Origin of the sequence: Agromyces lapidis (assembly GCF_009749405.1) — a bacterium.
Taxonomy (GTDB): Bacteria; Actinomycetota; Actinomycetes; order Actinomycetales; family Microbacteriaceae; genus Agromyces; species Agromyces lapidis.
This window is the reverse complement of sequence record NZ_WBIQ01000006.1, coordinates 13,806-38,132: the sequence shown is the minus strand read 5'-3', so window position 1 is coordinate 38,132 and position 24,327 is coordinate 13,806. Positions and strand designations below refer to the sequence as shown.

Here is a 24,327-nt window from a genome sequence, read left to right as displayed (position 1 = left end):
GAATCCTTCTCTGTGTAACAGGTCACCAGTTGTTGCTCTGGACGCCGTCGATGATCACGTACGCGTTGCTGTGCCCGCACCACGAGTCCGGGAACTTGCCGGCGTAACTTCCGCTCCCGCCGCTGACGGAGATCCGGATGTTCGTATTCAGGCGTGACCCGTTGCAGTAGGCGTAGCCGGAAGCAGTGCCGTCGGGGAAGTTCGAGACGCTGACGTTGTAGTGCCAGCAGTCGCCACCGCAATACCCGTACTGGCCGTTGTAGTAGCCGACCCTCGTCCCCTTCGACAGGGACACCGTCTTCGGAGGCGGCGGGCGGTTCTCGACGCTGAAGCGGATCGAGTTCGCCGGGCCGACCTTCTGGCTGCCGTTGTTGCGCGCTTCGACCTCGACCGTATATCCGCCGGCACCGAGGTTGTTGAAGGTCCTCGACTGCGCGTTCGACCAGCCCGACCAGCTCCCGCCGCTGATGCGGCTGCGGAACTGCACGGCGCCGCCACCGGTGCTGTTCGGCGGATCCCACGCGACCGTGACGTCAGCGGGCGCGTAACCGATGCCGCCGGTGCGAAGGTTCGTGGGCTGGCTCGGAGTGCCGTACGGCGTCTCGGTTGCGCTGTTCGACGCCTCGGACGTGCCCTTGTCGTTCACCGCTCGCACCGTGAAGGTGTAGGCCGTCCCATTTGCGAGCCCGCTGATGGTCTGCGGCGTGCCCGCTGCCGACTCTCCGAAGTTCCACGGACCGCCGGCCGCGGGCTGCGACGACACGATGTATCCCGTGATGGGCGAATTGTTCGTGGCGTTCGCTCGCCAGCTCAGCCTGACGTTGCCGTCACCGCTCACAGTACCCGTGATCGTCGGCGCATCGGGTCGGTCGCGCACGATCACCCTCACCAGCCCCTGCACCTCACGCGACTCGTCGAGTGTCGCGTCGCCGATGCGGTAGATGACACTGAGCTCGCCCGTGAAGGAGGCGCCGGTGCGCACCGTGATTCCGGACTCGGTGAAGCTCACAGAGGCGTTCGAACCGACATCCGCCGAGTTGATCTCAGCGGCCACCACGCGCAGCTTCTCGCCCTCGGCGTTGAACGGGTTGAAGTCGTTCGCGAGCACGTCGATCGGCTGCGAATCGCTGCGCGTCATCTCGATCGGTCCGTCGGGGTTCGCCGCCGGCTTGACGCGCGTCGATGAGACGACCTTCACGTCGACGTACCCGGGCACGGTGAACGACTCGAACTTGAGGTCGAAGCTCAGCCTCGTCTCGGTGCCGGGCTGCACGCCGCGGGGGGACGTCACGGTGAGCGTGCCGCCGTCGATCGAGGCCTGGATGTCGTTCGTCGTGCCGGCGAGGTTCGTGTATTCGACCCGCTCGACGTTGTCGGGGTTCGGCTGGAAGGTCGAGGAGCGGAGGTCGACCTGCAGCGGCGCCTCGCCCGCTTCGATCGTCTCGGTGCGCGGGGTGAACGTCGGCGGTGTGTCGTTGAAGTTCGGGTCGCCGACGGTGATCGGGATCGTGAGGATCGCCTTGCGCCCGATCGGGTCGTCGGCGCTCTTGCCGTCGGTGACCTCGAAGGTCACCGCGGCCGAACCACGGTAGTCCTGCTCGGGCACGTACTGCAGGGTCTGGCCGTCGACGAACGGCGACTCCCCGGCGTTGGTCGCCGAAGCCGAGAGGATGAGGGGCGGCTGACCCGAGGGCACGACGACGATGTCGTTCGCGTTCCACGTGATGCTGCCGTTCATCGGCACGACGATCTCACCGAGATCGGCGAGGTGCGGCGCCGGGAACTTCGCCTTCTCTTCGGCCGCGAGCTCTTCAGGGGTCTTCGGTCGCTGCGTCTCCTCGGCGACGTCGTCGCCACCGGGGATCGGCGGCACGATCACGAAGGCCTTCGCGTCGAGTTCGTCGAGCTCGTTCGTCAGGCGGAACGCGACGGCGAAGCGTTCGCGACCGGGCTTCACGTCGATACTGCCGTCGCTCAGCACCTCGGCACGGTCGGCGTTCGGCCCCTCGACCGCGACCTTCAGGTCTTCGACGAGACCGCCCGGATTGGTCGCGTCGTTCAGCGGTCGCACGTTGACCCGGTCGACGTCGACGACCGCTTCGGGCTCGATGACCTGGTCTTCGGCGGTCGGCGGCAGGATCTTCGCGTCCTTCGACACGGCGATCTGCAGGAAGGCGGCATCTGCGCCACCGTGGCCGTTCGAGATCTCGTAGCGCAGCGTGTACGCGCCCTCCGTCTCGGGCGCCGTCACGACGACCCTGCGACGGTCGCGGATCTCGGCCTCGATGCCGTCGTCGACGTCGGGCAGGTCGGCGACGTGCAACTGGTAGCCAGAGGGGTCGGAGTCGTTGAGCAGCACCTCGACGCCGACGGTGCGGCCGGGCTTCATCTCGATCGTGTCGTCGACCGCCTTCGGCGGCAGCTGCACGGCGGGCCGCGGGATCACGCCGATGCGCACGGTGCCGGTCGACTTCGCCCCGCCCGTGTCCTGGACCTCGTACTTGAACGTGTCGGTGCCGGCCGACCCGGTCAGCGCCTCGTAGGTGATCGAGGTGCTCGTGCGCTCGATGATGCGGCCGAGGGCCGGCGCCGACGAGATTCCGGTGAGCACGACCGAGTCGCCGTCGGGGTCGATGCCGTCGAGCGGCACGTCGATCTTGACTGCGGAGCCCTCGAAGGTGCGCGAGGTGAGCGGGGTCGGCAGCGGCGCCCGGTTGTTCTCGGGGTCGGGGCCGATCACCGTGAACCGCACGGTCGCGCGGGCGGTCTGCTCGAAGTCGTCGCCGACCGTGTAGACGGTGCTGTACGTGCCCGGAGTCTTCGGCGCCTGGAAACGCACCTCGTCTTCGCTCACGAACGCGAGTCCACCCTCGGCGTTCGTGTTCGCGAGTTCGGGCAGCACGTGGATGGCGGCGGCGTCGGGATGGTAGTCGTTGTCGAGCACCGGCACGGTCACGATGTCGCCGGCCCGCACATTGACGCTGTCGTCGGCCGCGACGGGAGGCTGGTGCTTCACGAGGGGCGGCACCGGCACGACGGCGACCGATGCCGTCGCGGTGTTCACGCCGTCGGAGATCGTGTACGTGAACTGGAGCTGCCGGTCGATCGCCTCGGAGGCGGTGACGCGCGCCACGGTGTTCGTGAGGATCTCGACCGAGACGAGGTCGTCGGTCGCCGAGTCGTCGACCGACTGCACGGCCAGCACGCGGCCCGACGGCGACACGTCGTTGGCGAGCAGCGGCACCGTGGTGGGCTCGCCGGGCCGGAGGTAGGCCGTGTCCTTCACGGCGATCGGCGCCGGCGCCTCGGCGGGCGGCTCGTTCACCTGCACGCGGATGAGCCCGACGCTCACCGCCGTGTCAGCGGCGAGGTTGTAGAGGAAGACGTACTCGCCTGGCTCGCCGGCGGAGAAGGTGATCGTGCCGCGCTCGAGGTTCGGGGTGACCGTCGGCCCGTCGGGCACCTCTTCGAGGCCGATGAGCGTCAGGGGCGCTCCCGACGGCGTCAGGTCGTTCGCGAGCGGTTCGATCGAGACCGACTCGCCCGCGAACACCTGTGCGAAGTCGGGCGTGCCGACGGGGTTCAGCGTGCCGCTCGGCTTCACCTCGACGGTGAGCGTGCCGGCGGCCTCGGTCTGCCCGTCGGAGACGATGTACTGCACCTCTTTCGCGCCCAGCTCGCCCGACTGGTGCGCGAAGGTCACGAGCCCGTCGGGGCTGAAGCGCACCGAGTCGCCGCTCGTCGGCGACGCGTTCACGAGGTAGACGTCATCGCCGTCTGGATCGTTCCAGTCGGCGAGCACGTTGTACGAGATCTGCCGGCTCTGCTCGACGCTCGTGGCGCCGTTGCGCATCGAGACGGGCGCCTCGTTCTCGCTCGCGGGCCTGATGCGCACGTTGACGGATGCCTCGGCCTTGCCCCCGCGTCCGTCGTCGACGGTGTAGCGGAACGACGCGGTGCCCGCCGCCCCCTTCTCGGGCGTGAACTGCAGCGCGCGGCCGCCGTCGATGAGCTCGAGTCGCCCAGCCGCCCCGCTCGCCGTCGGCAGCTCGGCCACGGTGAGCACATCTCCGTCGGGGTCGGTGTCGTTCTCGAGCACCTCGAGGATGGTCGTGCGCTCGGGGCGCACGCCGTACTCGTCGTCACGGGCGAGCGGCGGCCGGTTGATCGGGCCGCGCTCGGCGAGGGTGTCCTCGAAGTTCTGCTGGGAGCTCTTCTCGTCGCCCTCCTCGTCCTCCGACTCCTCGGGCGGCGTCACCTCCTCCCAGTTGTCGACGAGCCTGAGGTCGGAGTCGACCAGCCAGGCGTTGCCGTTCGAGAGGTTGTTGAGCACGATCACGTCACGGTTCACGCGGAATTCGAGTCGAGCACCGGCGGTGCGCTGCTCGATCGCCTGCGAACGCGGCTCTGCGCCGTCGCAGACCGCGAGATAACGCGCCGAAGTCGACCAGGCGCCGTGGGCGCACCCCTCGAGCCAGACGGGCGCAGCGACCTCGCTCGCCTTCGCGGCCGGGGCGTCTCCACCGTTCGGGATCGAAGTGACCGCGCCGCCCCCGAGCGGGACCTCGAAGAGTGCCTCTGCGCCCGCGACGAGCACCGCATCGTGCTCGGCGCCCGACTGCTGGAGCCGGAGGCCCGTGTCGGGCAGTTCGACGGTCGTGCCGTCGGCGATCACTCGGTTCTTCTTCTCGTCGAGGATGACCGCGCGCTCTCCGACCGCGGCGAGCTGGTGCTGCTCGAGCTTCGGGACCTCGCGCTTCACCGGCTCCTGGTCGATCGCGATCGTGTACAGCGCGCCCTTGGCGGGCTTCGTCGCGAAGACGGTGCCAGTGCTCGAGACGGCGACCTGGGCTCCCTCGCCCAGCTTCAGGAGCGGGTCGGTGCCTGCGGCGTCGAACGACAGTGCCGACCCGGCGAGCACCGTCCACAATTCGCCCTTCGGCGAGAGCACGGCGAGCACCTCGCCGCCGTAGGCGACCGTCGACCCCGGCGGGACGTCGATGCGCTCGGTCAGCGTCGTGAACGACGGGTCGATGCGCTCGAGCGAACCGATGCTGCGGTCGTAGAGGAACGCATCGTCGCCGTTCTGGAACACGTCGAACTCGTTGGTGGCCGTGCTGACCGCGGCGTCGAGTTCACCGATCGGCCGGTTCAGGCGCCCGGCGAGCAGGTCTTTCGCGTTCGTCACCCACACGTCGCGCGCCCTGAGGTCGGGATCGGTGACCGGGAAGCCCTGGTGGAGGACGGCGAAGGTGAGCGGAACACCGGCGAGCAGCGTCAGCGCGAGCGTGGTCGCGGTGGCCTTGCGCGTACGGACCCACGAAGCGAAGGTTCCCACCACTGCTCCCCGGATATCACGACGGCTTCTTCGGGGCGACCAGGCCCCACAACGGGGTACACGCTAACACGGGCTCGCGACGACGTCACATGGGGAGTCATCCCCATCGAATCCGCCGTCAGCAGTCGGGGAGCGAGCGTCCGGGTCGACTCGTGTCTGCAGCGGAGACGAACCAGCCGTCGTAGGCGCCGCTCTCGGAGGTGAAGTACAGCCAGTGCTCGCCGTTGCGCTGCGAGTAGCACCACGCGTCGATCACCGTGCCCGGCGCCAGCGCGCCCTGCGGCTTGAACGAGCACCCGCTGTCCCCGTTCCACGGCCCGTCGGGATACGCCGATCCGGGTTCGGGGCACGTCGACTGCGTGATCGTCGTCGAGTAGTGCGTCGGCGTCCACGGCGGGGGCGCGGTCGGCGTCGCGGGGTTGGAGCGGGTCCATCCGCCGCATCCGCGCGCGTTGCAGGCCTGCACCTCGAACGTGTACTGCGTGCCCACGCCCATCCGGAAGTTCACCGCCGTCGCCGTCGTCGAGCTGGAGTTCCCCGCTCCGACCTGCCGCCAGCGGTACTCGCCGATGCCGCGACCGCCGTCGTTCGCGGGCGGCGACCAGCTGAGCGTCATGTCCCCCGTACCGTTCGTGGTCGCACTGAGGCTCGCGCTCGCGGGCGCTCCCGGTACGCCGTACGGACGGACCGCGACGCTCTCGGGCGAAGGGGTCGAGCTGCCGACGGCATTGCGAGCGGTCACCCGGAACGCGTAGTCGGTGCCGTTCCGGAGCCCGCTCACCGTGTAGCTGCCCTCGCGCGGAACCGTCAGCTGCCCGCCCGGCCACGAGATCGTGTAGTCGAGGATCGGCGAGTTGTTCGACGCCGTCGATTCGACGGTGACCGTCGCCAGGCCGTCGCCTTCGCTCGCTCCGGGCGCCCGCGGGCGATCGGGGACGTCGACGATCGAGAGGACGACGCGCCCCTGCACCTGCCTCGTGCGATCGCGGGTCGCGTCCTGCACCGTGTAGACCGCGCTCAGCGTGCCGGTCGCGCCCGGCCCCGTGCGGATCGTCACCGTGTCGTCGGTGAACGCGATGTCGGCGGACTCCCCCACCCCGGATCGGTCGAGCACGGCGCCGACGACGCGCAGCGGCTCGCCCTCGGCCGCGAAGGGATTGAAGTCGTTGGCGAGGACGTCGAGCTCGATCGTCTGCGACGGGCGGAAGGTGCGCTGCTCCGCGTCGTTCGGGTCGTCGGCGGTACGCGCCGGCGGCCGGGTCGAGGATGCCACGACCACGACGACCTCACCCGGCACGACGAACTCGCCGAGCGACACGTCGAACTCGAGGGTCGCGGTCGTACCCGGCTGCACCCCGCGGGGCGCCATGACGGTGAGCTCGGAGCCCGCGAGCCCCGCCTTCACCTCGCTCGTCGAGCCCGAAAGCCCGCCGAACGCGATCCGGTCGGCGAGCTCGGGGTTGGGGTGGGAGGCCGAGTCGCGCAGGTCGATCGTGAGCGGTTCCTCGCCCGCCTCGATCGTCACGGTCTGCGCGGTGAACGTCGGGGCGACGTCGGCGAGATCGGGATCGCCGACGGTCACCGGGATCGTGAGCAGCGCCGAGACGCCGTCGGGGTCGGACTCGGAGGTGCCGTCGGTCACCGCGAAGCTCACCGAGGCCGGTCCCCGATACCCCTTCGCCGGCGTGAACCGCAGGGTCTCGCCGTCGACCTTGACCTCGGAGCCGTCGCCGTTCGTCGCCGAGGCCGAGAGCACGAGCGGCGGATGTCCCGACGGCACGACGACGAGGTCGTGGATCGACCACTCGATCGGGGTGTCGAGCGACGTCTGCTGCGGCGGCAGCTCCGCGAGGTACGGCGGTGCGGGCCGGGCCTCGCTCGCACCGTCGGGCGCGGGCGGCACGATGATGAACGAAGTCGTCGAGAGGCCGTCGACCTCGTTCGTGAGCCGGTAGGCGATCGCTCGGCGCGCGTCGCCGGCGCGCACGCGGACCTCGCCGTCCGGCAGCAACTCCGCGGCATCCGTGCCCCGCCCCTCGAGCGAGACGACGAGGTCGCCGACGCGCCCGCCGGGATTCTCCGCGCCCTCGAGCACGTCCACGTCCGCAGCGCGTCCGTCGACGACGTCCTCCACGGCGACGAACTGGTCGACCGAGCTCGGGGGCACCGGCCGGGCGTCCTCGGTCACGAGCACCTGCAGGAACGCCGTGTCGACGCCGCCGTGCCCGTTGTCGATCCGATAGCGGATCGTGAACGCCCCCTCCTCGTCGGGCGCCTCGACGACGACGCGATCGTCGTCGACCTCGGCCTCGATGCCCTCGTCGACCTCGACGAGCTCCTCGTCGACCTCGAGCCGGTAGCCGTTCGGGTCGGAGTCGTTGCGCCACACCGGCACGGAGGCGACTCGTCGGGGCAGGATCTCGACCGTGTCGTCGACCGCGTTCGGCGGGGAGTCCGTGCCCGCCCGAGGAATCACCCCGACGCGGATGGTTCCGGTGGCCCGTTCGCCGAGCGCGTCCTCCACCTCGTACTGGAAGCTGTCGGTGCCCGACATGCCCGGGTACGACTCGTACTCGATGCTGCCGGTGTCGGTCGCGACGATGCGTCCGAGCTTCGGCGTCGAGGTGACCCCGCGGAGGGCGACGGAGTCGCCGTCGGGGTCGAGACCGTCGAGCGGCACGTCGACCTTCACCGACGAGTCGGCGAACGTCCTGGTCGTCAGCGGCCGCGCGCTCGGCGCGGCGTTCTCCGCCCCACGGCCCACGACGGTGAATCGCACCGAGGCGACGGCGGTCTCGCGGGAGGGATCCGTGAGCCGGTAGTCGACCGAGTACACGCCGGGCTCGTCGGGCGCCTGATACCGCACCGTGTTGCCGCTGACGAACGCGAGCCCTCCGGCTGAGGCGTCGTCGACGAGCTCGGGCTCGACGGCCAGGGGCGCATGGTCGGGGTGGGAGTCGTTGTCGAGCACGGGCACGGTCACGATGTCGCCGGCCCGCACGCGCACTTCGTCGTCGACCGCGATGGGCGGTTGGTGCTTGACGAGCGGCGGCACCGGCACGACGGTGAGTCCCGAGGTCGTGCTCTCCCGTCCGTCGCTGATCGTCACCTCGAGCTGCAGCTGTTCGGTGAGCGCCGACGACGGGGTGATCCGCACGACCGCATTCGTCAGCACCTCGACCGTGAGCCTCCCCTCGACCTCCTGCGTGTCGACCGCCTGCACCGCGAGCACGTCGCCGCTCGGCGAGACGTCGTTCGCGAGCACGGGCACCGAGACGGGCTCGCCGGCGCGCAGGTAGGCGAGATCGGTCACGGCGATCGGCGCGAGCGGCTCAGCCGGCCGCTCCTCGACGTCGACGCGGATGAGCCCGACGCTCGAGCTCGAGCCGGCGCCGAGCTGGTACAGCACGGTGTAGCTGCCGGCCGCGGCTGCGGTGAAGCCGATGGTGCCGCGTTCGAGGTTCGGGACGACCTCGGCGTCGTCGGGCACCTCGTCGAGGCCGAGGAGCGCGAGCGGTTCGCCCCCGGGGCTCTGGTCGTTCGCGAGCGGCTCGATGAGCACGGTCTCGCCGGTGAAGGTCGTCGCGAAGTCGGGGGTGCCCACCGGGTGCAGCTCCCCGTGCGGCTTCACCTCGATCGCGAGGGTGCCGGTGGACTGGTCGACGCCGTCCGAGACGACGAAGGCGATCTCCTTCTCGCCGAGCTCGCCCGACGTGTGCGTGAAGGTGAGTTCCCCGTCGGGCGCGAAGCTGACCGCGTCGTCGCCCTTCGGCGTCGCCGAGACGAGGAAGACGGCGTCGCCGTCAGGATCGCGCCAGTCGCGCAGCACGTTGTACGAGGCGCGCTGCCCCTGCTCCACGCTGATCGCCGTATTCCGCAGCGATGCCGGCGCCGTGTTCTGCTCGAGCGGTCGCACGGCGAGGTCGACCTGCGCTTCGGCAACGCCGCCGGGGCGGCCGTCGCTCGCCGAGTAGCGGAAGCTCACGGAGCCCTGCATGCCGTCGGCCGGCGTGAACTGGAGCGCCCGCCCGCCGTCGATCGTCTCGAGCACCCCTCGCGACCCGGGCACCTCGCCCGTCGAGGCGATGGTGAGCACGTCGCCGTCGGGATCGGAGTCGTTGTCGAGGACCGGGATGATGGTCGTCACTCCGGGGCGCACGCCGAAGACGTCGTCGCGGGCGAGCGGGGCGCGGTTCTCCTCCGTGCGTTCGGCGAGGGTGTCCTCGAAGGACTGGGTCTGCGATTCCTCGTCGCCGTCCTCGGTCTCCTCGTCTTCGGGCGGTGTCGCCTGCTCCCAGTCGTCGACGAGCCGCAGCTCGGAGTCGAGCAGCCAGGCGTTGCCGCTCGTGAGGTCGTTGAGGGCGATCACGCTGCGATTGACGCGGAATTCGAGTTCGACGTTGTGCGTCACTCGGTCGAGTTCGACCGTCCGGGCCTCGCCGTCGCCGCAGGCGACCGCGTAGCGACCGGCGCCGGCCCATGCCCCGTGCGCGCATCCGTCGACTCGCACCGGCGCGGAGACGTCGTCGGGGTCGGTCAGCTCGCCCGTGATCCCCACGTCGATGCGTCGCACCTCGCCGCCCGCGAGCGGCACCTCGAGGAGCCCGGTTCCGGTCGCCACGAGCGCTGCCGCGTCGTCGGGCCCGCTCTGCTGCAGTTCGAGCGCCGCAGCGGGCAGCTCGACCGTCGCCCGGTCGGTGATCAGACGGTTGCGCTCGAGGTCGAGCACGACGGCGTGCTCGCCCACTGCGGCGAGCCGGTGCTCGCCGAGTTCGGGCAGTTCGGTGCGTTCGGATGCCGCGGCGCCGGCCCCGATCCTGAAGAGCGCGCCCTCGCGCGGCGAGCTCACGAACACGGTGCCCTCGCCCGTCACCGCGAGCTGCGCTCCCGTGCCGGCCTCGACGATCGGCGGCGCCGAACCGGGATCGAAAGCGAGCGGCGCGGCCGCGTCGAGGATCCAGACCTCGCCCTCGGGCGACGCGACGGCCAGGAAGTCACCGCCGTAGGCGACGCTCGAGCCCGGCGGCAGCTCGGTGCGCTCGACGAGCGTCGTGAACGACGGGTCGACCCGCTCGATCGCGCCGGCCTCGCCGTCGTAGAGGAAGACGTCGTCGCCGTGCTGGTAGACCTCGGTGCTGCGAGACGCGGTGTTCACCGCGCCGTCGAGCTCGGCGATGGGCTTCGAAAGCCGTCCGGCGAGCAGGGCGTCGCCGTTCGTCACCCAAACGGTCCGCGCGTCGAGGTCGACGTCGGTGACGGGGAACCCGTCGTGCAGCACGGCGATGCCGAACGGGATCGCGGCGAGCAGGGCGATCGCGGCGATGGATGCCACGGAGCGAGTCCGCCCGCTCCGAGGCGATGGGATCACGTGCGGGCGTCTTCGGCGTCGTCGGCCGCGCGATCGAGCATCGGCAGGTCGTCGGCGCTCACGAGGCGGGTCGCCACGGCGTACTCGACGAGGCGGGCGCGACGGTTCGTGGCGAGCTTGCCCCGTCCGCCGCGCAGTCCGTCGACGCCGATGCGGTCGAGCTTCTCGCAGACGTTGTCGAGCTTGCGGTTGAAGGTCGTCATGCTCCAGCCGAGGCGGGCCGCGGCCTCGGCCGACGAGGGCACCGTCGCTCGCCCGGCCGTCGGCTGGGCGAGCAGGTGCTCGGCGAGCGCGACCACGAGCAGCCGCTGACTCGTCGTGAGGGTGACCGGCATCACCGTGGTGCCGCCGTCGGCGGGCGTCGCCGTGAGCGAGGTGTTGTAGAAGTCCTCCTCGGCGTGCACGGTGAAGTCGTAGGTCGTCGCGCCGGCGCTGAACATGACGTGCACGGTCTGGAACACGAGGGGCAGCTTCGCCCCCGGAGCGACCCAGGCCTGCACGCTGCCGGTGGCGTCCGACACGGTCGCCGAGAGCAGCTGCCCGACGTTCGAGAGCCACCACAGGCCGTACTCCGACGACAGCGTCAGGAAGGTGCGGTGCAGGTACGGGTTCTCGTCGATCGTGAGGTCGGAGTCGCGGCCGATCGTGAACGGCTCCCCCGCCTCGACCGTGTACCACTCCCCGCAGTATTCGACTCGCAGTGGCCTCATCCGGAGCATCCCCTCACCGGTTCGGAAGTCTTGCTGCCGCGCTGCACCTCGACGTCGATGCAGACGACACCCCCCGCGCCGTTCGCGACGGTGATCGTCGGGCCCTCGGTGACCTCGGTCGAGCCCGAGCCGTCGACGCGCTTCCAGCGATAGCGGTCGCCGTCCTCGGCGTCGTCGTGCGCCACGTCGAAGACGGCGGACGTGCCGTCGAGGCCCGCGAACTCGACCGTCGGTGCCGGCACCGTCGCCTCGATCACCGCATCTTCGCCGCCGGTCGGCGACTCGACCTCTGGTTCGGGCGCGGTCAAGGTGCCCGAGAGAGCGATCGCGATGCCGACGACGGCGACGACCACGACCGCGGCGACCGAGGCGACGATCACGCCGACGCGCGAGCGCCGAGGCGCCCGGGTCTCGGTCGGCACCGACGTCGTGGCGGAGGCAGCGGTCGCACCTGCCGGCCGGACGACCGTGGCGTCGGCCACAGCCGGGCCACGCGTGCGGAGCATGGTCGCATCGTCGACCACGGGCGCCGGAGGCTGCGCGGCGACCTGCTGCGGCGAGCGGGCGAGGGTTCGGTCGTCGTCGACGGGCGGCGGCACGACCGGTGGGGGTGCCACGGGCGCGGCCGCCGGCGCGACGGGGGCCTGCGCGGCGACGGTCGTGACCGAACGGGCCCGCGTCGCGTCGGCGCCGTCGTCGTCACCCGACTGCGCCTCGCGCTCGGCGGCGAGGTTCGGCACCTCGATGTTCGTCGCGGCATAGCCGAGCTCGAGCTCGACGCGTTGGAGGGCGCGGGCGAACTCGACCGCACTCGGATAGCGGTCGTCGCGACGGGTCGCCATGCCCTTCGCCAGCACGGCGGCGAGGCTCGCGGGCACATCGGTGCGGCCGATCGGCGTGATCGCACCGCGCTCGATGCGCCCCATGAGGTCGAGAGAACCGTTGGAACGCCCGGGGATCTCGAACGGGGTGCGCCCGGCGAGCAGCGTGTGCACCGTCGCCGCGAGCGAGAAGACGTCGCTGCGCGGGTCGGGCTTCGGGTCGTCGTCGAACATCTCTGGCGGCGACCACGGCACGCTGAGCCCGACCGCCGACTGCCCGGTGCCCGACGCCGAACCGGTCGCACCGAGCTCGGCCACCGTGACGGTATGCACCGGAAGCTCGCCCTCGAGGTTCGACGAGATGCCGAAGTCGGTGAGCGCGGGCCAGCCGTAGTCGTTCGTGAGCACGTTGGCGGGCTTGATGTCGCGGTGCAGGATGCCGGCGGCGTGCGCGGTGGCGATCGCGCCGGCGAGCCGCACGCCGGTGCGCAGCGCGTCTTCGACCGAGAACGGCTCGCGCTTGTAGCGCTCGGCGAGGCTCGGGCCCGAGCAGTACTCCATGACGAAGTACGGGCGTCCGTCGGCCGAGACGTCGGCGTGGAAGATGGTGACGATGAACGGGTGCGCCGAGAGCTGCGCCATGAGGTTCGCCTCGGCGACGAACTGGGCGCGGGTGTCGCGGCCGAGCTCTTCGGTGAGCAGCACCTTGACGGCGACCTTGCGGCGCGGCAGGCGCTGCTCGTAGAGGAAGACGTCGGCGAAGCCGCCCGAGCCGAGCAGGCCGAGCGAGTTGTATCCCGGAAGCTCGGGCGGTGTCGAGGTGGCGCGCCGCATCAGTCGCCCACCACCTGGATCGTCCAGCCGCCGCCGAGGTCGACGACGGTGCCGATGAGCACGGGCGTCGGCTCGCCGGCGCGGAGCTTCACCGGCGCGCGGCCGGGGGCGACCACGAGCGTGCCGTTGCGCGAGTGCAGGTCGGTGACGACGACCGTGCCGCCTTCGAGCGCGAGGCGCACGTGACTGCGCGAGATGTCGGGATCGCCGTGCCCGATCGTGACGAGCCTCGGCAGGCGGCCGCCCGAGACCTTGCTGACGCTCGGCGAGCGGCCGAGCACGATCTCGTGGCCGAGCGGTTCGAAGCTGCCGTCGGGCATGCGCACGCGCACCCCCGGCGAATCCGTCGCCGTTGCCGGGGCGTCGGGCGTCGACGCGGGGCGGGATGCCTCGCGCTCCGCCCGCAGGCGCCGGATGTCGGCGCTCGCGACGGTCATGCCGTCGTGGTCGCCGGGGGCGAAGGGCGCGGACGCGCCCTCGCCGATCGGCCGCGCGATGGTCTCGTCGAGGTCGCCGACGATGGCGGCGGCCGGCACGACGTTCGGCGCCGTCGGAGCGGCCACGGGCGGAACCCCGGTCGCCTCGGGCGGGCGGATGAAATCGGTCACCCCGACGATGGTCTCTTCGTCGATCGGCGCGATCGTGTGCTCCGTGACCGCGAGCGTCTCGGCGTCGTCGGCCTCCGCCACGGGGATCGCCGGCGCCGCGGGGATCGCCGCCCCGGAGATCGCCGGCGCCACGGGTTCGGGGGCCGAGGTCTCCATGGGCTTCGGAGCGACGGCCTCGCCGGTCGGCGACGCGCCCGGCACGACGACGGCCGCCGCAGCCACCACGCCGTCGACGATCGGCAGCCACGAGGCGACCCCCGTGGCATCCGCATGTGCGATCTCGACGCGCTCGGCGTCGTCGACGAACCGTTCGGCCCAGGTCGAGACGGCCGCGCCCGACACGACGACCTCGCCGGCGACGACCTCGAACGCACCGCGCACGATGATGCGGACGCCGCCGAGGCCCTCGCCGGCCGGCTGCCACGTCAGGAGTGCGAAATCGGGGGTGCGGCCGAGCCCGTCGGCCGTGAGCCGCTCGAGCACCGCCGTCGTCGCATCGGGCGCGAGCACGGCCCACAATTCTGCGGCCACGGTCGCCGCCGATGCACCGGAGACCAGCAGCGCGGCCCCCGGTCGCACGGCCGCGACGGCACCGCTCGCCTCTGCGCGATACTCAGCCATCGCGTCCCCCCTCGTCCCTCGGCCTCGTGACCTCGATCGCCTCGTCGCCGCGATCGCGCGTCGCATCGGGGTCGTCGTCATCGCCGCCGATCTTCGACTCGACGACGACGACGCTCACGTTGTCGCGTCCGCCGTGCGCGAGCGCGGCATCGACGAGCTCGCCGGCCATGCCGGCAGGGTGCGCTGCGTCGCCGGCGAGGATGGCGGCGATCCGGTCGTCGTCGAGCTCCTTCGTCAGGCCGTCGGAGCAGACGAGGAACACCTGGCGACCCGTGGCCGGAATGAGCCACACGTCGGGGTCGACGACATCGTCGGCGCCGAGCGCCCTCGTGATCACGTTTCGCTCGGGGTGACGTTCGGCGTCTTCGGCGCTGATCAGCCCCGCGTCGACCAGTTCTTGCACAGCCGAGTGATCGACGCTCAACTGCTCGAGGGTGCGGCCGTTCCACGAGTAGATGCGGGAGTCCCCGATGTTGAACGCCATCCAGTGGTAGCCCCCGGCGTCTCCGGCATCGACGAGCGCGACGCCCGCGAGCGTGGTGCCTGCGACCGCCGTGCCCTCTTCACCGCGGTCGCTCAGGGCGCGCACGGCCTCGTTCGAGCTGTGGATCGCGTCGAGCACCTGCTCGGGCGAGGGCGGGGTGCCCTGCTCGATGTGGAGCCGGAACGTCTCGACGACCGCCTGGCTCGCGGCATCGCCCTTGGCGTGCCCGCCCATGCCGTCGGCCACGAGATAGACCGGCGACTCGGCGAACACGGCGTCTTCGTTCACGCTGCGCACGCGCCCGATGTCGCTCCGGGCGGAGTGGGCGATGAGCGCCGAACCGCGGGTCAGGGCGACGACGCCCTCGACATCACCTGGCACGGTTCTCCTCGATAGGGCGGGGTGTGGTCGGGACGGCAGCCCGAGCGACGCCGCCGGGCGCCGCCCGTCCACGGTAGCAACTCCGACGCCGGAACGCCGTCACCCTGTGGAGAACGCCGCAGGCGTCAGCGGCCCGAGTGCTCGGAATCGTCGGTGAAGTGAGGCACCTCGTCCATGAGCTTGTGACCGCGGCGACGCGCGTCGACCCTGGCCTTCACGAGGCTCGCGACGGTCGCGACGGCCATCGCGGCGAGGATGACGCCCAGCGACATCCACGTCGAGATCTCGGGCGCCCACTCGATGTGCTCGCCGCCGTTGATGAACGGCAGTTCGTTCACGTGCATCGCGTGCAGCACGAGCTTCACGCCGATGAACGCGAGGATGAAGGCGATGCCGTACTTCAGGTACTCGAGGCGCTCGAGGAGGCCGCCGAGGAGGAAGTAGAGCTGGCGCAGGCCCATCAGGGCGAACACGTTCGCGGTGAACACGATGAACGCCGACTGGGTGATGCCGAAGATCGCGGGGATCGAGTCGAGCGCGAAGAGCAGGTCGGTCGTGCCGATCGCCACGAACACGATGAGCATGGGCGTGAAGAAGCGCTTGCCGTCGATCGTGGTGCGGAGCTTCACGCCGTCGTACTCGTCGGTGATGCGCACGCGCTTGCGGAGCAGGCGCACGATGAAGGTCTCGCTGTCCTCGTCCTCGTGGTCGCCGCGCACCTGCTGGATGGCGGTCCACACGAGCCAGGCGCCGAAGATGTAGAAGATCCAGCTGAAGTTCTCGATGAGCGAGGCGCCGAGCAGGATGAAGATGCCGCGCAGCACGAGCGCGATGATGATGCCCACCATCAGCACCTCCTGCTGCAGCTTCCGCGGCACGGAGAACCTCGCCATGATGATGACGAAGACGAAGAGGTTGTCGATCGAGAGGCTGTACTCGGTCAGCCAGCCGGCGAGGAACTGACCGCCGTGCTCGGCGTCGCCGAGCCAGAACATCATGCCGGCGAAGATGAGCGCGAGTGCGACGTAGAAGACGACCCAGAGCGTCGACTCCTTCATCGAGGGCACGTGCGGGCGCTTCAGCACCAGCAGCAGGTCGCCGATGAGGATGAGCGTCAGCACGATGAGCGAACCGACTTCGAACCAGACGGGGAGTTCGAGCACGTTGAACCTTTCGGAGTTCGGGGACGACGGAATCCGAAAGTCTCTCCCAGGCTGTTCGCACAGCTTCCACGACCGGAGCGGCTGCGACGGCGCTCGTACTGACGATCGTGGGCCGAGGCACGGCCTCGCGGGATACTCCCCTTCGCTCCGGTGAGTCTAGTCGAAATCGCGGCCACGTAGACTCGTACCCCCGATCCGAGGAGAGAACGCTTGAGCGCCACGAAGACGCCGCCACCCGCCCGCCAGTACCGTTCGACGCCGGGCTCCGCGCTCATCGGCTACGCGATCTTCGCGAGTCGCTGGCTGCAGGCCCCGCTGTACCTCGGGCTGATCGTCGCCCAGGCGATCTACGTGGTCGTCTTCCTGGTCGAGTTGTGGCACCTCGGCGAGGAGGCCCTGCACGATCTCTCGCACATCGACGAGGCGACGATCATGCTCATGGTGCTCGGCCTCATCGACGTCGTCATGATCGCGAACCTGCTGATCATGGTGATCATCGGCGGCTATGAGACTTTCGTCTCCCGGATCAGGGTCGACGGCCACCCCGACCAGCCCGAGTGGCTCTCGCACGTGAACGCCAACGTGCTCAAGGTGAAGCTCGCGATGGCGATCATCGGCATCTCCTCGATCCACCTGCTGAAGACCTTCATCGAGGTCGGCGATCTCGGAGATCCCAAGGCCGAGAACAAGACCGGCGACATCTACACGAGCGAGGGCGTCATGTGGCAGGTCCTCATCCACCTGACGTTCATCCTGTCCGCAGTCGCTCTCGCCTGGATCGACCGCATGTCGTACCACAAGGTCGCCCCCCACGAGGTGCACGACGGCGTTCCCGTCGCCTACCCCGACGCGCGCGTCGGCCTCGCCGAGGCCGACGACGAACTCGCACCTGCGACCACGCGGCACTGACCGATCGCGGGTGCCGCCTCGCGCGGCACCCGCGACGGGGTCGAGCGATCGGATGCCGCGTGGCGGGCGCCGCACGAGGCATCCCGCCGGAGACGACGAATGCCCCCGCCTGGGCGAGGGCATCCGTCTGCTGCGAAGCACGGTCGTGACCCCAGCGGGATTTGAACCCGCGCTGCCGCCGTGAGAGGGCGGTGTCCTAGGCCGCTAAACGATGGGGCCGTGCTGGTGCAGAACTATTCGTTCTGCGACGAATGCCCCCGCCGAGGCGAGGGCATTCATCTGTTGTCGTGTTTCACAGTGGTGACCCCAGCGGGATTTGAACCCGCGCTGCCGCCGTGAGAGGGCGGTGTCCTAGGCCGCTAAACGATGGGGCCGTGTTTCTCAGAACTTCTCATTCTGATTTCGACAACTCGAAGAGTATGACACACGTTTCCGGCACATTCCAAATCGAGCAGCGGCCCCGGTTCCGGCCGTTCAGGCGAACACGCGGAGCGCCCCCGGGACGACCCTGATCGAGACCGGCGGCGCACCGATGCGCTCGCCGTCTGCGTAGGCCACGACGTCGTCGGCCTCGATGGTCACCTCGCGCGCGGTGAGGAACTCGACCGCCGGATGATCGACGTGCTCACCCGCGAAGACCCTCGGGAACACGCGGACGAACGCCGCCCGCGAGAGCGGATGGACGATGAAGACGTCGAGCAGCCCGTCGGTGAGATCGGCGTGCGGCACGACGCGCATCCCGCCGCCGAGCGAGGAGTTGTTCGCGACCGAGACGAGCATCGCCCGCTGCTCGCGGCGCACCCCGTCGATGGTGAGCACGTAGTTGCGCGGGCGGAACGTCGCGAGTTCGCGGAGGATCGCCAGTGTGTAACGGCTGGGGCCGCGAGGCCGGGTCATCCGGTTCGCCCGCTCGTTGACGACCGCGTCGAATCCCGCAGAGACGACGCCCGCGAACCAGGTGTCGACGCTGCCCTGCCGCACGATGCCGGCGTCGATGGTGCGCGCCGGCGCCCGCAGCTGCACGACGAGGCGTTCGACTGCCGCGGCCGGGTCGTCGATCGGCAGCCCCAGCCCGCGCGCGAAGTCGTTGCCCGTGCCCGCCGCCACGATGCCGAGCGGCACCGCCGTGCCGGCGACCAGGTTCACCCCGAGCGAGGCCATGCCGTCACCGCCGACCACGACCACTCCGTCGGCGCCGCGGGCGACTGCGCGCTCGGCCTCGCGGCGCAGCAGCTCGAAGTTCGCCTCCCGGAGCATCGCCACCTCGAAGCCCTCCCGCGCGAGCCGTTCGGCGACCGCCGGGCCGACGGCGCGGTTGCGACCGAACGACGCCGCGGGATTCACGGCGACGAGCAGCCGCTCGGGAGCTCGATCCATGGGGCGATTCTGGCAGCGATTCGGGCAGTGCTGCCGCTTGCGCGCCTGATCGGCGCGGTGTTGGCTCGGAGCATGCGCCTGACCAAACTCGAACATGCCGCCCTCGTCATCGAGCACTCGGGCGACAAGCTCTATCTCGACCCCGGCAAGTTCACGACACCGATCACCGAGTCTGCGGGCGCCGTCGCCGTCGTGATCACGCACGAGCACGACGACCACTGGACGCCCGATCAGCTCGCGCGCATCGTCGAGCAGAACCCCGAGGTGCGAATCTTCGGCCCCGCCGGCGTCGCCGCGGCGGCCGCCGGCCAGCCCGTCGAGGTCGTCGCCGCAGGCGACGAGGTCGAGGTCGGACCGTTCCGGCTCCGGTTCTTCGGCGGTCGGCATGCCGTCATCCACCGGTCGATCCCGGTGATCGACAACCTCGGGGTGCTCGTCAACGACGGGTTCTACTACGCGGGCGACTCGTTCACCGTGCCCGAGGGCGTCGCCGTCGACGTGCTCGCCGCTCCCGCGGGCGCACCGTGGATGAAGATCAGCGAGGCCATGGACTACGTCGAGGCCGTCGCACCGCGGCGCGCGTTCCCGACGCACGAGATGCTGCTCTCGACTGCGGGCAAGGCGCTCTCGAACGTGCGCCTCGCCTGGGCGACCGAGCAGCACGGCGGCGAGTACCTCGTTCTCGAGCCCGGCGACACCCTCGACTTCTGAGTCGAGTCGACGAACCGCCGGGCCGGCCGCTCGTCGCTCTGTAGGGCGTCGACAAAGCCCTCCGACTCCGACCGCCGAACCGTTGTCGATCGGCACAGAGATTCCAGGGCATCCGTTGACGGAATATCGCGCGCTGCTACGTTCGGGGCACCTCAGGCGCACCGCGCCATCGCGGCGCCACGGCGGCACCGCACCGGCGCGGCGTCGGCTCCCCTGAGTTCGCGGGCGCGACCCGACCAAGACAGCGCCCGCACCCCGATGACCTGCACCGTCATCGTCCTGCACCCTCCACTTCCGGTCGCCGCGCGCGTCGTACGACGTACCGTCGCGCCCGGGCGACCACAGGAGTCTCAATGACGAGAATCGACCCGACCGCGCATCGCCATGGCAACGGCATGAAGGTCACGGCAGTGATCCTCGCGATCGCGCTCATCGCCCTCGCGGCGTTCTTCCTGCTCACGACGGGCGCGCTGCACGCGGGCGCCACCCAGCTCGCGTCGGGCGCCGGCCAGGCCGGCGACGGCTCGTCGAAGCTCGCCGAAGGCAGCGAACAGCTCTCGGGCGGTGCCGGGGAGCTCGAAGACGGCGCGGCGAGCGCCGCCGAGGGGGCCGAGAAGGTGTCGGCAGGGGCCACCTCGGCCGCGGCCGGCGCCGAACGCCTCAAGGCCGGCGCCGAGAAGAGCGCAGCGGGCGCACTGAAGGTCTCCGACGGCGCAGCGCGCACCGCCGGCGGCGCCGCCGAGCTCGACGCAGGTGCCGGTCGCCTCGTGACCGGCGCGGGTGAGCTCGACGCCGGTGCCGTGCGACTCGAGGACGGCACCGATCGACTCGTCGCCGGAGCCGGGGAGCTCAACGGCGGGGCCGGAACCGCGGCCGACGGCGCGAAGCGGCTGAGCACGGGCGCAGGCCAGGCCGCCGGCGGTGCCGCAGACCTCAGCGCAGGCGCCGGAGCCGTCAACGCCGGCGCCAACGCCCTCGCCGCAGGCGCAGGCCAGGCCGCCGGAGGCGCCGCGCAGCTCAGCGCAGGCGCCGGAGCCGTCAACGCCGGCGCCAACGCCCTCGCCGCAGGCGCAGGCCAGGCCGCCGGAGGCGCCGCGCAGCTCAGCGCAGGCGTCGGCACGCTCGCCGAGAAGACGAACGCCCTGTCCGCGGGCAACGCGGCGCTCGCCAACGGCGCCGCCTCGCTCGCCGCCGGCGCAGCCCAGGTGTCGGGCGGCATCGGGCAGACGAAGGCAGGGGTCGACCAGCTCCTCGCCGGCGCCGGATCGCTCCGCAGCGGCGTCGCCGCGCTGACGACGAACGGCGAGAGCCTCGCGGCTGGTGCCGCCTCTGCGCACTCGGGCGCGAAGTCGGTCGCCTCGGCGAACGCGAATCTCGCCGCGGGCCTCTCGGGCCTCTACGACCAGCTCGCCGCATCGGGTGCCGACGCGAGCCTGCTCGGCTCGGTCGCCCAGCTTCGCGACGGCGCGGCGTCGGCTCGTGACGGCGCAGCGCAGCTCGAGACGGCGACCGGGTCGATCGCATCCGGTTCCGCCGCGCTCAGCGCAGGCATCGCGAACGCCAAGGGCGGCGCGGACGGGCTCCACACCGGCGCATCCAACCTCGCGAACGCGCTCGGCACGCTGGCCGCCGGCGGCGAGTCCGTCGCCGGATCGTCTTCGCTGCTCGCAGGCAAGGCCGCCGAGCTCGCCGACGGCTCGCTGCAGATCGCCGCGGGCACCGGCACCCTCTTCACGAGATCGGGCGAACTCGCGGCAGGCACCGGCACCCTCGCCGCCAAGTCCGGCGAACTCGCCGCAGGCACCGGCACCCTCGCCGCCAAGTCCGGCGAACTCGCAGCAGGCACCGGCACCCTCGCCGCCAAGTCCGGCGAACTCGCCGCAGGCACGGGCACCCTCGCCGCCGGCGCGAAGACGCTCGCCGCCGGCACCGGCACGCTCTTCGTGAAGTCGGGCGAGCTCGCCGCGGGCACCGGCCGGCTCCTGAACGGCACCGAGCGGCTCCTCGCGAGCTCGGGCCTCCTCGCCGCGGGCGCCGACGGCCTGCTCGCAGGCACGAACCGGCTCGTCGTGAAGTCGGGCGAACTCTCTGCGGGCACGGCACGCCTCACCGAAGGTGCGCAGACCCTCGCGAACGGCGCCGGCGAGCTCTCGGCGGGCGCCAGCACGCTGAGTGCGGGCGCAGGCGACCTCGCCGCGGGCACCGAAACCCTCGCGAACGGCGCCGACTCGCTCGCCGAGGGCGCCGGAGAACTCGCGGCCGGCAGTTCGACGCTCGCCGCGGGCGCCGATGAACTCGCGAACGGTGCGGGTGAGCTCAGCGCGGGCAACGGCAAGCTGGCCGACGGCACCGCCACCCTCGCCGACGGCACCGCGAAGGTCGCTCCCGGGTCGGTCGCCCCGTGGCTGCTCGTCCTCCTCGGGCTCGGCGCGGCGGCGATCGCAGCCTGGATCGTGCACCGCGTGCGGTTCCGCAAGGCGGAGACGAACACCGAGGCCGCCGCGGCCTAGGCACCTGCTCCCCCGATGGGGCGGTCGAGCGATGCTCGACCGCCCCATCGTCGTCGGATCAGCCGCCCGGGCCGCCGCCTCCGCCACGCCCGCCGCCACCGCCGTCGCGACCTCGGCCGGTCCGATCGCCGTCGCCGCGGTCACCGTGGCCATCGCCGTCGAACCCGCCGCCCGTCTCCGCGGGTTCGCCGTCACCCGTGCCCGTCATCGCCGGTTCGGTCTCGCCGGAATCCTCGTCACCCTCGTCGTCTTCATTTGGCGACTCGAGCGAGGGCGGCCGGTCGACCACCGGTCCGGGCCCGAGTTCGCGGAACGCGTGCCCACCGTACTTCGCCGCAGCGACCGACATCACCACGGGCCACATCCGGTGGCGCGCCGTCGCCGCCTCCCCGCTCGCGAACTCGATTCCACGCTGGTTGGCGTCGCCGTTCACGCTGACGACCGCCGCGACCGTCGCGACCTCGCTGCTCGCGCCCGCCATCCAGGTGTCCTTCGCCCCGTCGGTCGTGCCCGTCTTGCCGATGAGCGGCACGTACGGGACCGTGTTGTTGTTCGACTCGAACGCCGTGCCGTTCATCACCCGGCTCATCCCGTAGTGCATGCCCGCGGCCACGTCGGGCGAGACTGAGGCGGTGCATTTCGACTCGGGCACGGGCACCTCGGCACCGTCTCGTCCGACGATGCGTTCGATCGCGATCGGCGTGCAGGTGACCCCGTCGTTCGCGATGCCGGCGAACGCCACCGCGAGAGTGAGCGGAGCGACCTCATTCGTCCCGATCACCGACGCGGGGTTCTGATTGAGCGGATCCCCGTCGGCCCGGTGCATCCCGAACGCCTCGGCGGTCTTGCGGATGCCGCAGAGGTCGAGCTCCTTGGCCATGCCGAGGTAGCCCGTGTTGATCGACTGCACGGTCGACTCGAGCGCGGAATACGCACCACCCGACTCGCCCGCGTCGTTCTTCGGGTTCCAGCCCTCGCCCGAGACATCGATGTCGCCGAGGCAGCTGTCGTGGAAGACCCCCCAGTTGGATCGCGGTCGCGAATCGACGCGCTCGCTCAATCCGTGCCCCTCCTTCAGCCATTGCGCGAGGGTGAACACCTTGTAGGTCGACCCGGGCTGGAATCCGCGCGAGCCACCGTGCGAGAAGTCGGTGTTGTAGTTGATGCTCTCGTACTGGGCCCCCGAGGCGAGCACCGTCGGATCCTGGCTGTACACCTTGTTCTGCGCCATCGCGAGCACGCGCCCGGTGCCCACCTGCACGCTCGAGATGACGCCGCCGACGTCCCATCCGGGGAAGGTCTGCGGCACGTTGTCGGCGATCGCCTTGACGGCCGCGGTCTGCAGGTCGAGATCGAGCGTGGTGTAGACGTCGTAGCCGCCGCGCCGGAAGTTCAGCATGCGCGTCTCGGCGTCCTCGCCGAAGGTCGGATCGGTCTGGAGGATGTTCTTCACGTAGTCGCAGAAGTACGCGCTCGCTCCTGCCGTCTGGCAGCCGGTGCTCGGCTCGGTGATCTTCGGCTCGACGGGGGTCGCGATGGCCTCGTCGTAACGCTCCTGCGTGATCTTCCCGAAGGCGAGCATCCGGCCGAGGATGTAGTCGCGGCGCCCATGGTTCTCGGCGTAGCCGTCGGCTGCACCGTTGCGCTCGTTGGCCGGCTTGTCGATCCTGAACTTCTCGGGATTGTTCACGATCGCGATGAGCGACGCCGCCTGGGCGAGACTGACATTCGACGAGGAGGCGCCGAAGTAGTAGTTCGCCGCCGCCTCGATGCCGTAGACCGTGCCGCCGAATCCGGCGATGTTGAGGTACCCGAGCAGGATCTCGTCCTTCGTGTAGCGCTTCTCGACGCCGATCGCGAGGCGCATCTCCTTCACCTTGCGGTCGATCGTCGTCTCGGTCACCGCGTCGTAGCAGTCGTCGCGGGCCTCCTCCTCGAGCAGCAGCTCGCACTGCTGCACGCGCACGTTCTTGACGTACTGCTGGGCGATCGACGAGCCGCCCTGGGTGTCGCGGCCGCTCGCCGTCGTGGCCGCTGCGCGGAGCGTGCCCTGCATGTCGATGCCGCCGTGGTCGTAGAAGCGCGGGTCCTCGCTCGCGATGGTCGCGTCCTTCACGTCCTGGTCGATCGCCTCCCAGCCGACCTCGACGCGGTTCTGGTCGTAGAACGACGCGAGCAGCACGGGTTTGCCGCCGGCGCCCGTGGCGTAGATGTTGCTCTTCTCGGAGAGCTCGCCGATCGCGAGGTACCCGGGGAGGTTGTCGAACATGCTGATCGTGCCCGAGGCGGCGAGTCCGACCATCGCGATCGACGGGGTCACCGACACGGCGACGAGCGCGGCGGCCGCGGTGCTCGCGACGATCAGCCCGATGAATCCGCCGATGACCCCGCCGATCGTGCGCGTCTCGGCGAAGTCGCGGTTCCGCTTGTTCCGCGTCGTATTCGCTTCGACCATCCGACCGCACCCCGCCTCTGCGCTCAGCAGTTCGTTC

12 protein-coding genes and 2 tRNA genes are annotated in these 24,327 nt (G+C 70.8%); 3 read left to right on the top strand and 11 right to left on the bottom strand.

Features of this window, described 5'->3' with window-relative positions; translation table 11 throughout:
• Window positions 1–22 precede the first annotated feature (22 nt).
• The 7 genes from GQQ93_RS09245 to GQQ93_RS09215 form a co-directional block, all read right to left on the bottom strand.
• Window positions 23–5,338, bottom strand: a complete 5,316-nt coding sequence (locus GQQ93_RS09245; RefSeq protein WP_157423963.1) for an Ig-like domain-containing protein — start codon at window positions 5,336–5,338, stop codon at window positions 23–25.
• Between the two features lie 118 nt (window positions 5,339–5,456).
• A complete protein-coding gene (locus tag GQQ93_RS09240; protein ID WP_157423962.1) occupies window positions 5,457–10,670 on the bottom strand; it encodes an Ig-like domain-containing protein in 5,214 nt (1,737 codons plus the stop codon).
• A 32-nt stretch (window positions 10,671–10,702) separates the two neighbouring features.
• Window positions 10,703–11,416: an FHA domain-containing protein gene (locus GQQ93_RS09235; RefSeq protein WP_212277299.1), complete on the bottom strand. Its 714-nt coding sequence runs from the start codon at window positions 11,414–11,416 to the stop codon at window positions 10,703–10,705.
• Window positions 11,413–13,071, bottom strand: coding sequence for a serine/threonine-protein kinase (locus GQQ93_RS09230; protein WP_157423960.1), 1,659 nt, complete (start codon window positions 13,069–13,071; stop codon window positions 11,413–11,415). The genes GQQ93_RS09235 and GQQ93_RS09230 overlap by 4 nt, the downstream gene beginning before the upstream one ends.
• Entirely contained in the window at window positions 13,071–14,300 is a 1,230-nt protein-coding gene (locus GQQ93_RS09225; protein WP_157423959.1) for an FHA domain-containing protein, read from the bottom strand. Before GQQ93_RS09225 ends, GQQ93_RS09230 begins: the two co-directional genes overlap by 1 nt.
• Window positions 14,293–15,165, bottom strand: a complete 873-nt coding sequence (locus GQQ93_RS09220; protein WP_246192243.1) for a PP2C family protein-serine/threonine phosphatase — start codon at window positions 15,163–15,165, stop codon at window positions 14,293–14,295. Before GQQ93_RS09220 ends, GQQ93_RS09225 begins: the two co-directional genes overlap by 8 nt.
• Window positions 15,166–15,290: 125 nt before the next feature.
• Window positions 15,291–16,328, bottom strand: coding sequence for a TerC family protein (locus tag GQQ93_RS09215; protein WP_157423958.1), 1,038 nt, complete (start codon window positions 16,326–16,328; stop codon window positions 15,291–15,293).
• Between the two features lie 210 nt (window positions 16,329–16,538).
• Here GQQ93_RS09215 and GQQ93_RS09210 point away from each other — a divergent pair, with 210 nt between their 5' ends.
• Complete coding sequence (locus GQQ93_RS09210; protein ID WP_212277298.1) at window positions 16,539–17,237, top strand: TIGR00645 family protein; 699 nt, start codon at window positions 16,539–16,541, stop codon at window positions 17,235–17,237.
• A gap of 146 nt (window positions 17,238–17,383) precedes the next feature.
• Here the strand turns inward: GQQ93_RS09210 and GQQ93_RS09205 are convergent.
• The 3 genes from GQQ93_RS09205 to GQQ93_RS09195 all read right to left on the bottom strand — a co-directional run bounded on the left by GQQ93_RS09205 (window position 17,384) and on the right by GQQ93_RS09195 (window position 18,614).
• A tRNA-Glu gene (locus tag GQQ93_RS09205) sits at window positions 17,384–17,456 on the bottom strand.
• A gap of 79 nt (window positions 17,457–17,535) precedes the next feature.
• A tRNA-Glu gene (locus GQQ93_RS09200) sits at window positions 17,536–17,611 on the bottom strand.
• Between the two features lie 100 nt (window positions 17,612–17,711).
• The gene (locus tag GQQ93_RS09195; RefSeq protein ID WP_157423957.1) at window positions 17,712–18,614 is read right to left on the bottom strand and encodes a diacylglycerol/lipid kinase family protein; all 903 of its coding nucleotides are present in this window, start codon (window positions 18,612–18,614) and stop codon (window positions 17,712–17,714) included.
• A 72-nt stretch (window positions 18,615–18,686) separates the two neighbouring features.
• Here GQQ93_RS09195 and GQQ93_RS09190 point away from each other — a divergent pair, with 72 nt between their 5' ends.
• Both GQQ93_RS09190 and GQQ93_RS09185 read left to right on the top strand, forming a co-directional pair.
• A complete protein-coding gene (locus GQQ93_RS09190; protein WP_157423956.1) occupies window positions 18,687–19,325 on the top strand; it encodes an MBL fold metallo-hydrolase in 639 nt (212 codons plus the stop codon).
• A gap of 353 nt (window positions 19,326–19,678) precedes the next feature.
• Complete coding sequence (locus tag GQQ93_RS09185) at window positions 19,679–21,835, top strand: YhgE/Pip domain-containing protein (RefSeq protein WP_157423955.1); 2,157 nt, start codon at window positions 19,679–19,681, stop codon at window positions 21,833–21,835.
• Between the two features lie 58 nt (window positions 21,836–21,893).
• Here GQQ93_RS09185 and GQQ93_RS09180 read toward each other — a convergent pair whose 3' ends face one another.
• Window positions 21,894–24,290, bottom strand: coding sequence for a transglycosylase domain-containing protein (locus GQQ93_RS09180; protein WP_157423954.1), 2,397 nt, complete (start codon window positions 24,288–24,290; stop codon window positions 21,894–21,896).
• Window positions 24,291–24,327: the final 37 nt, after the last annotated feature.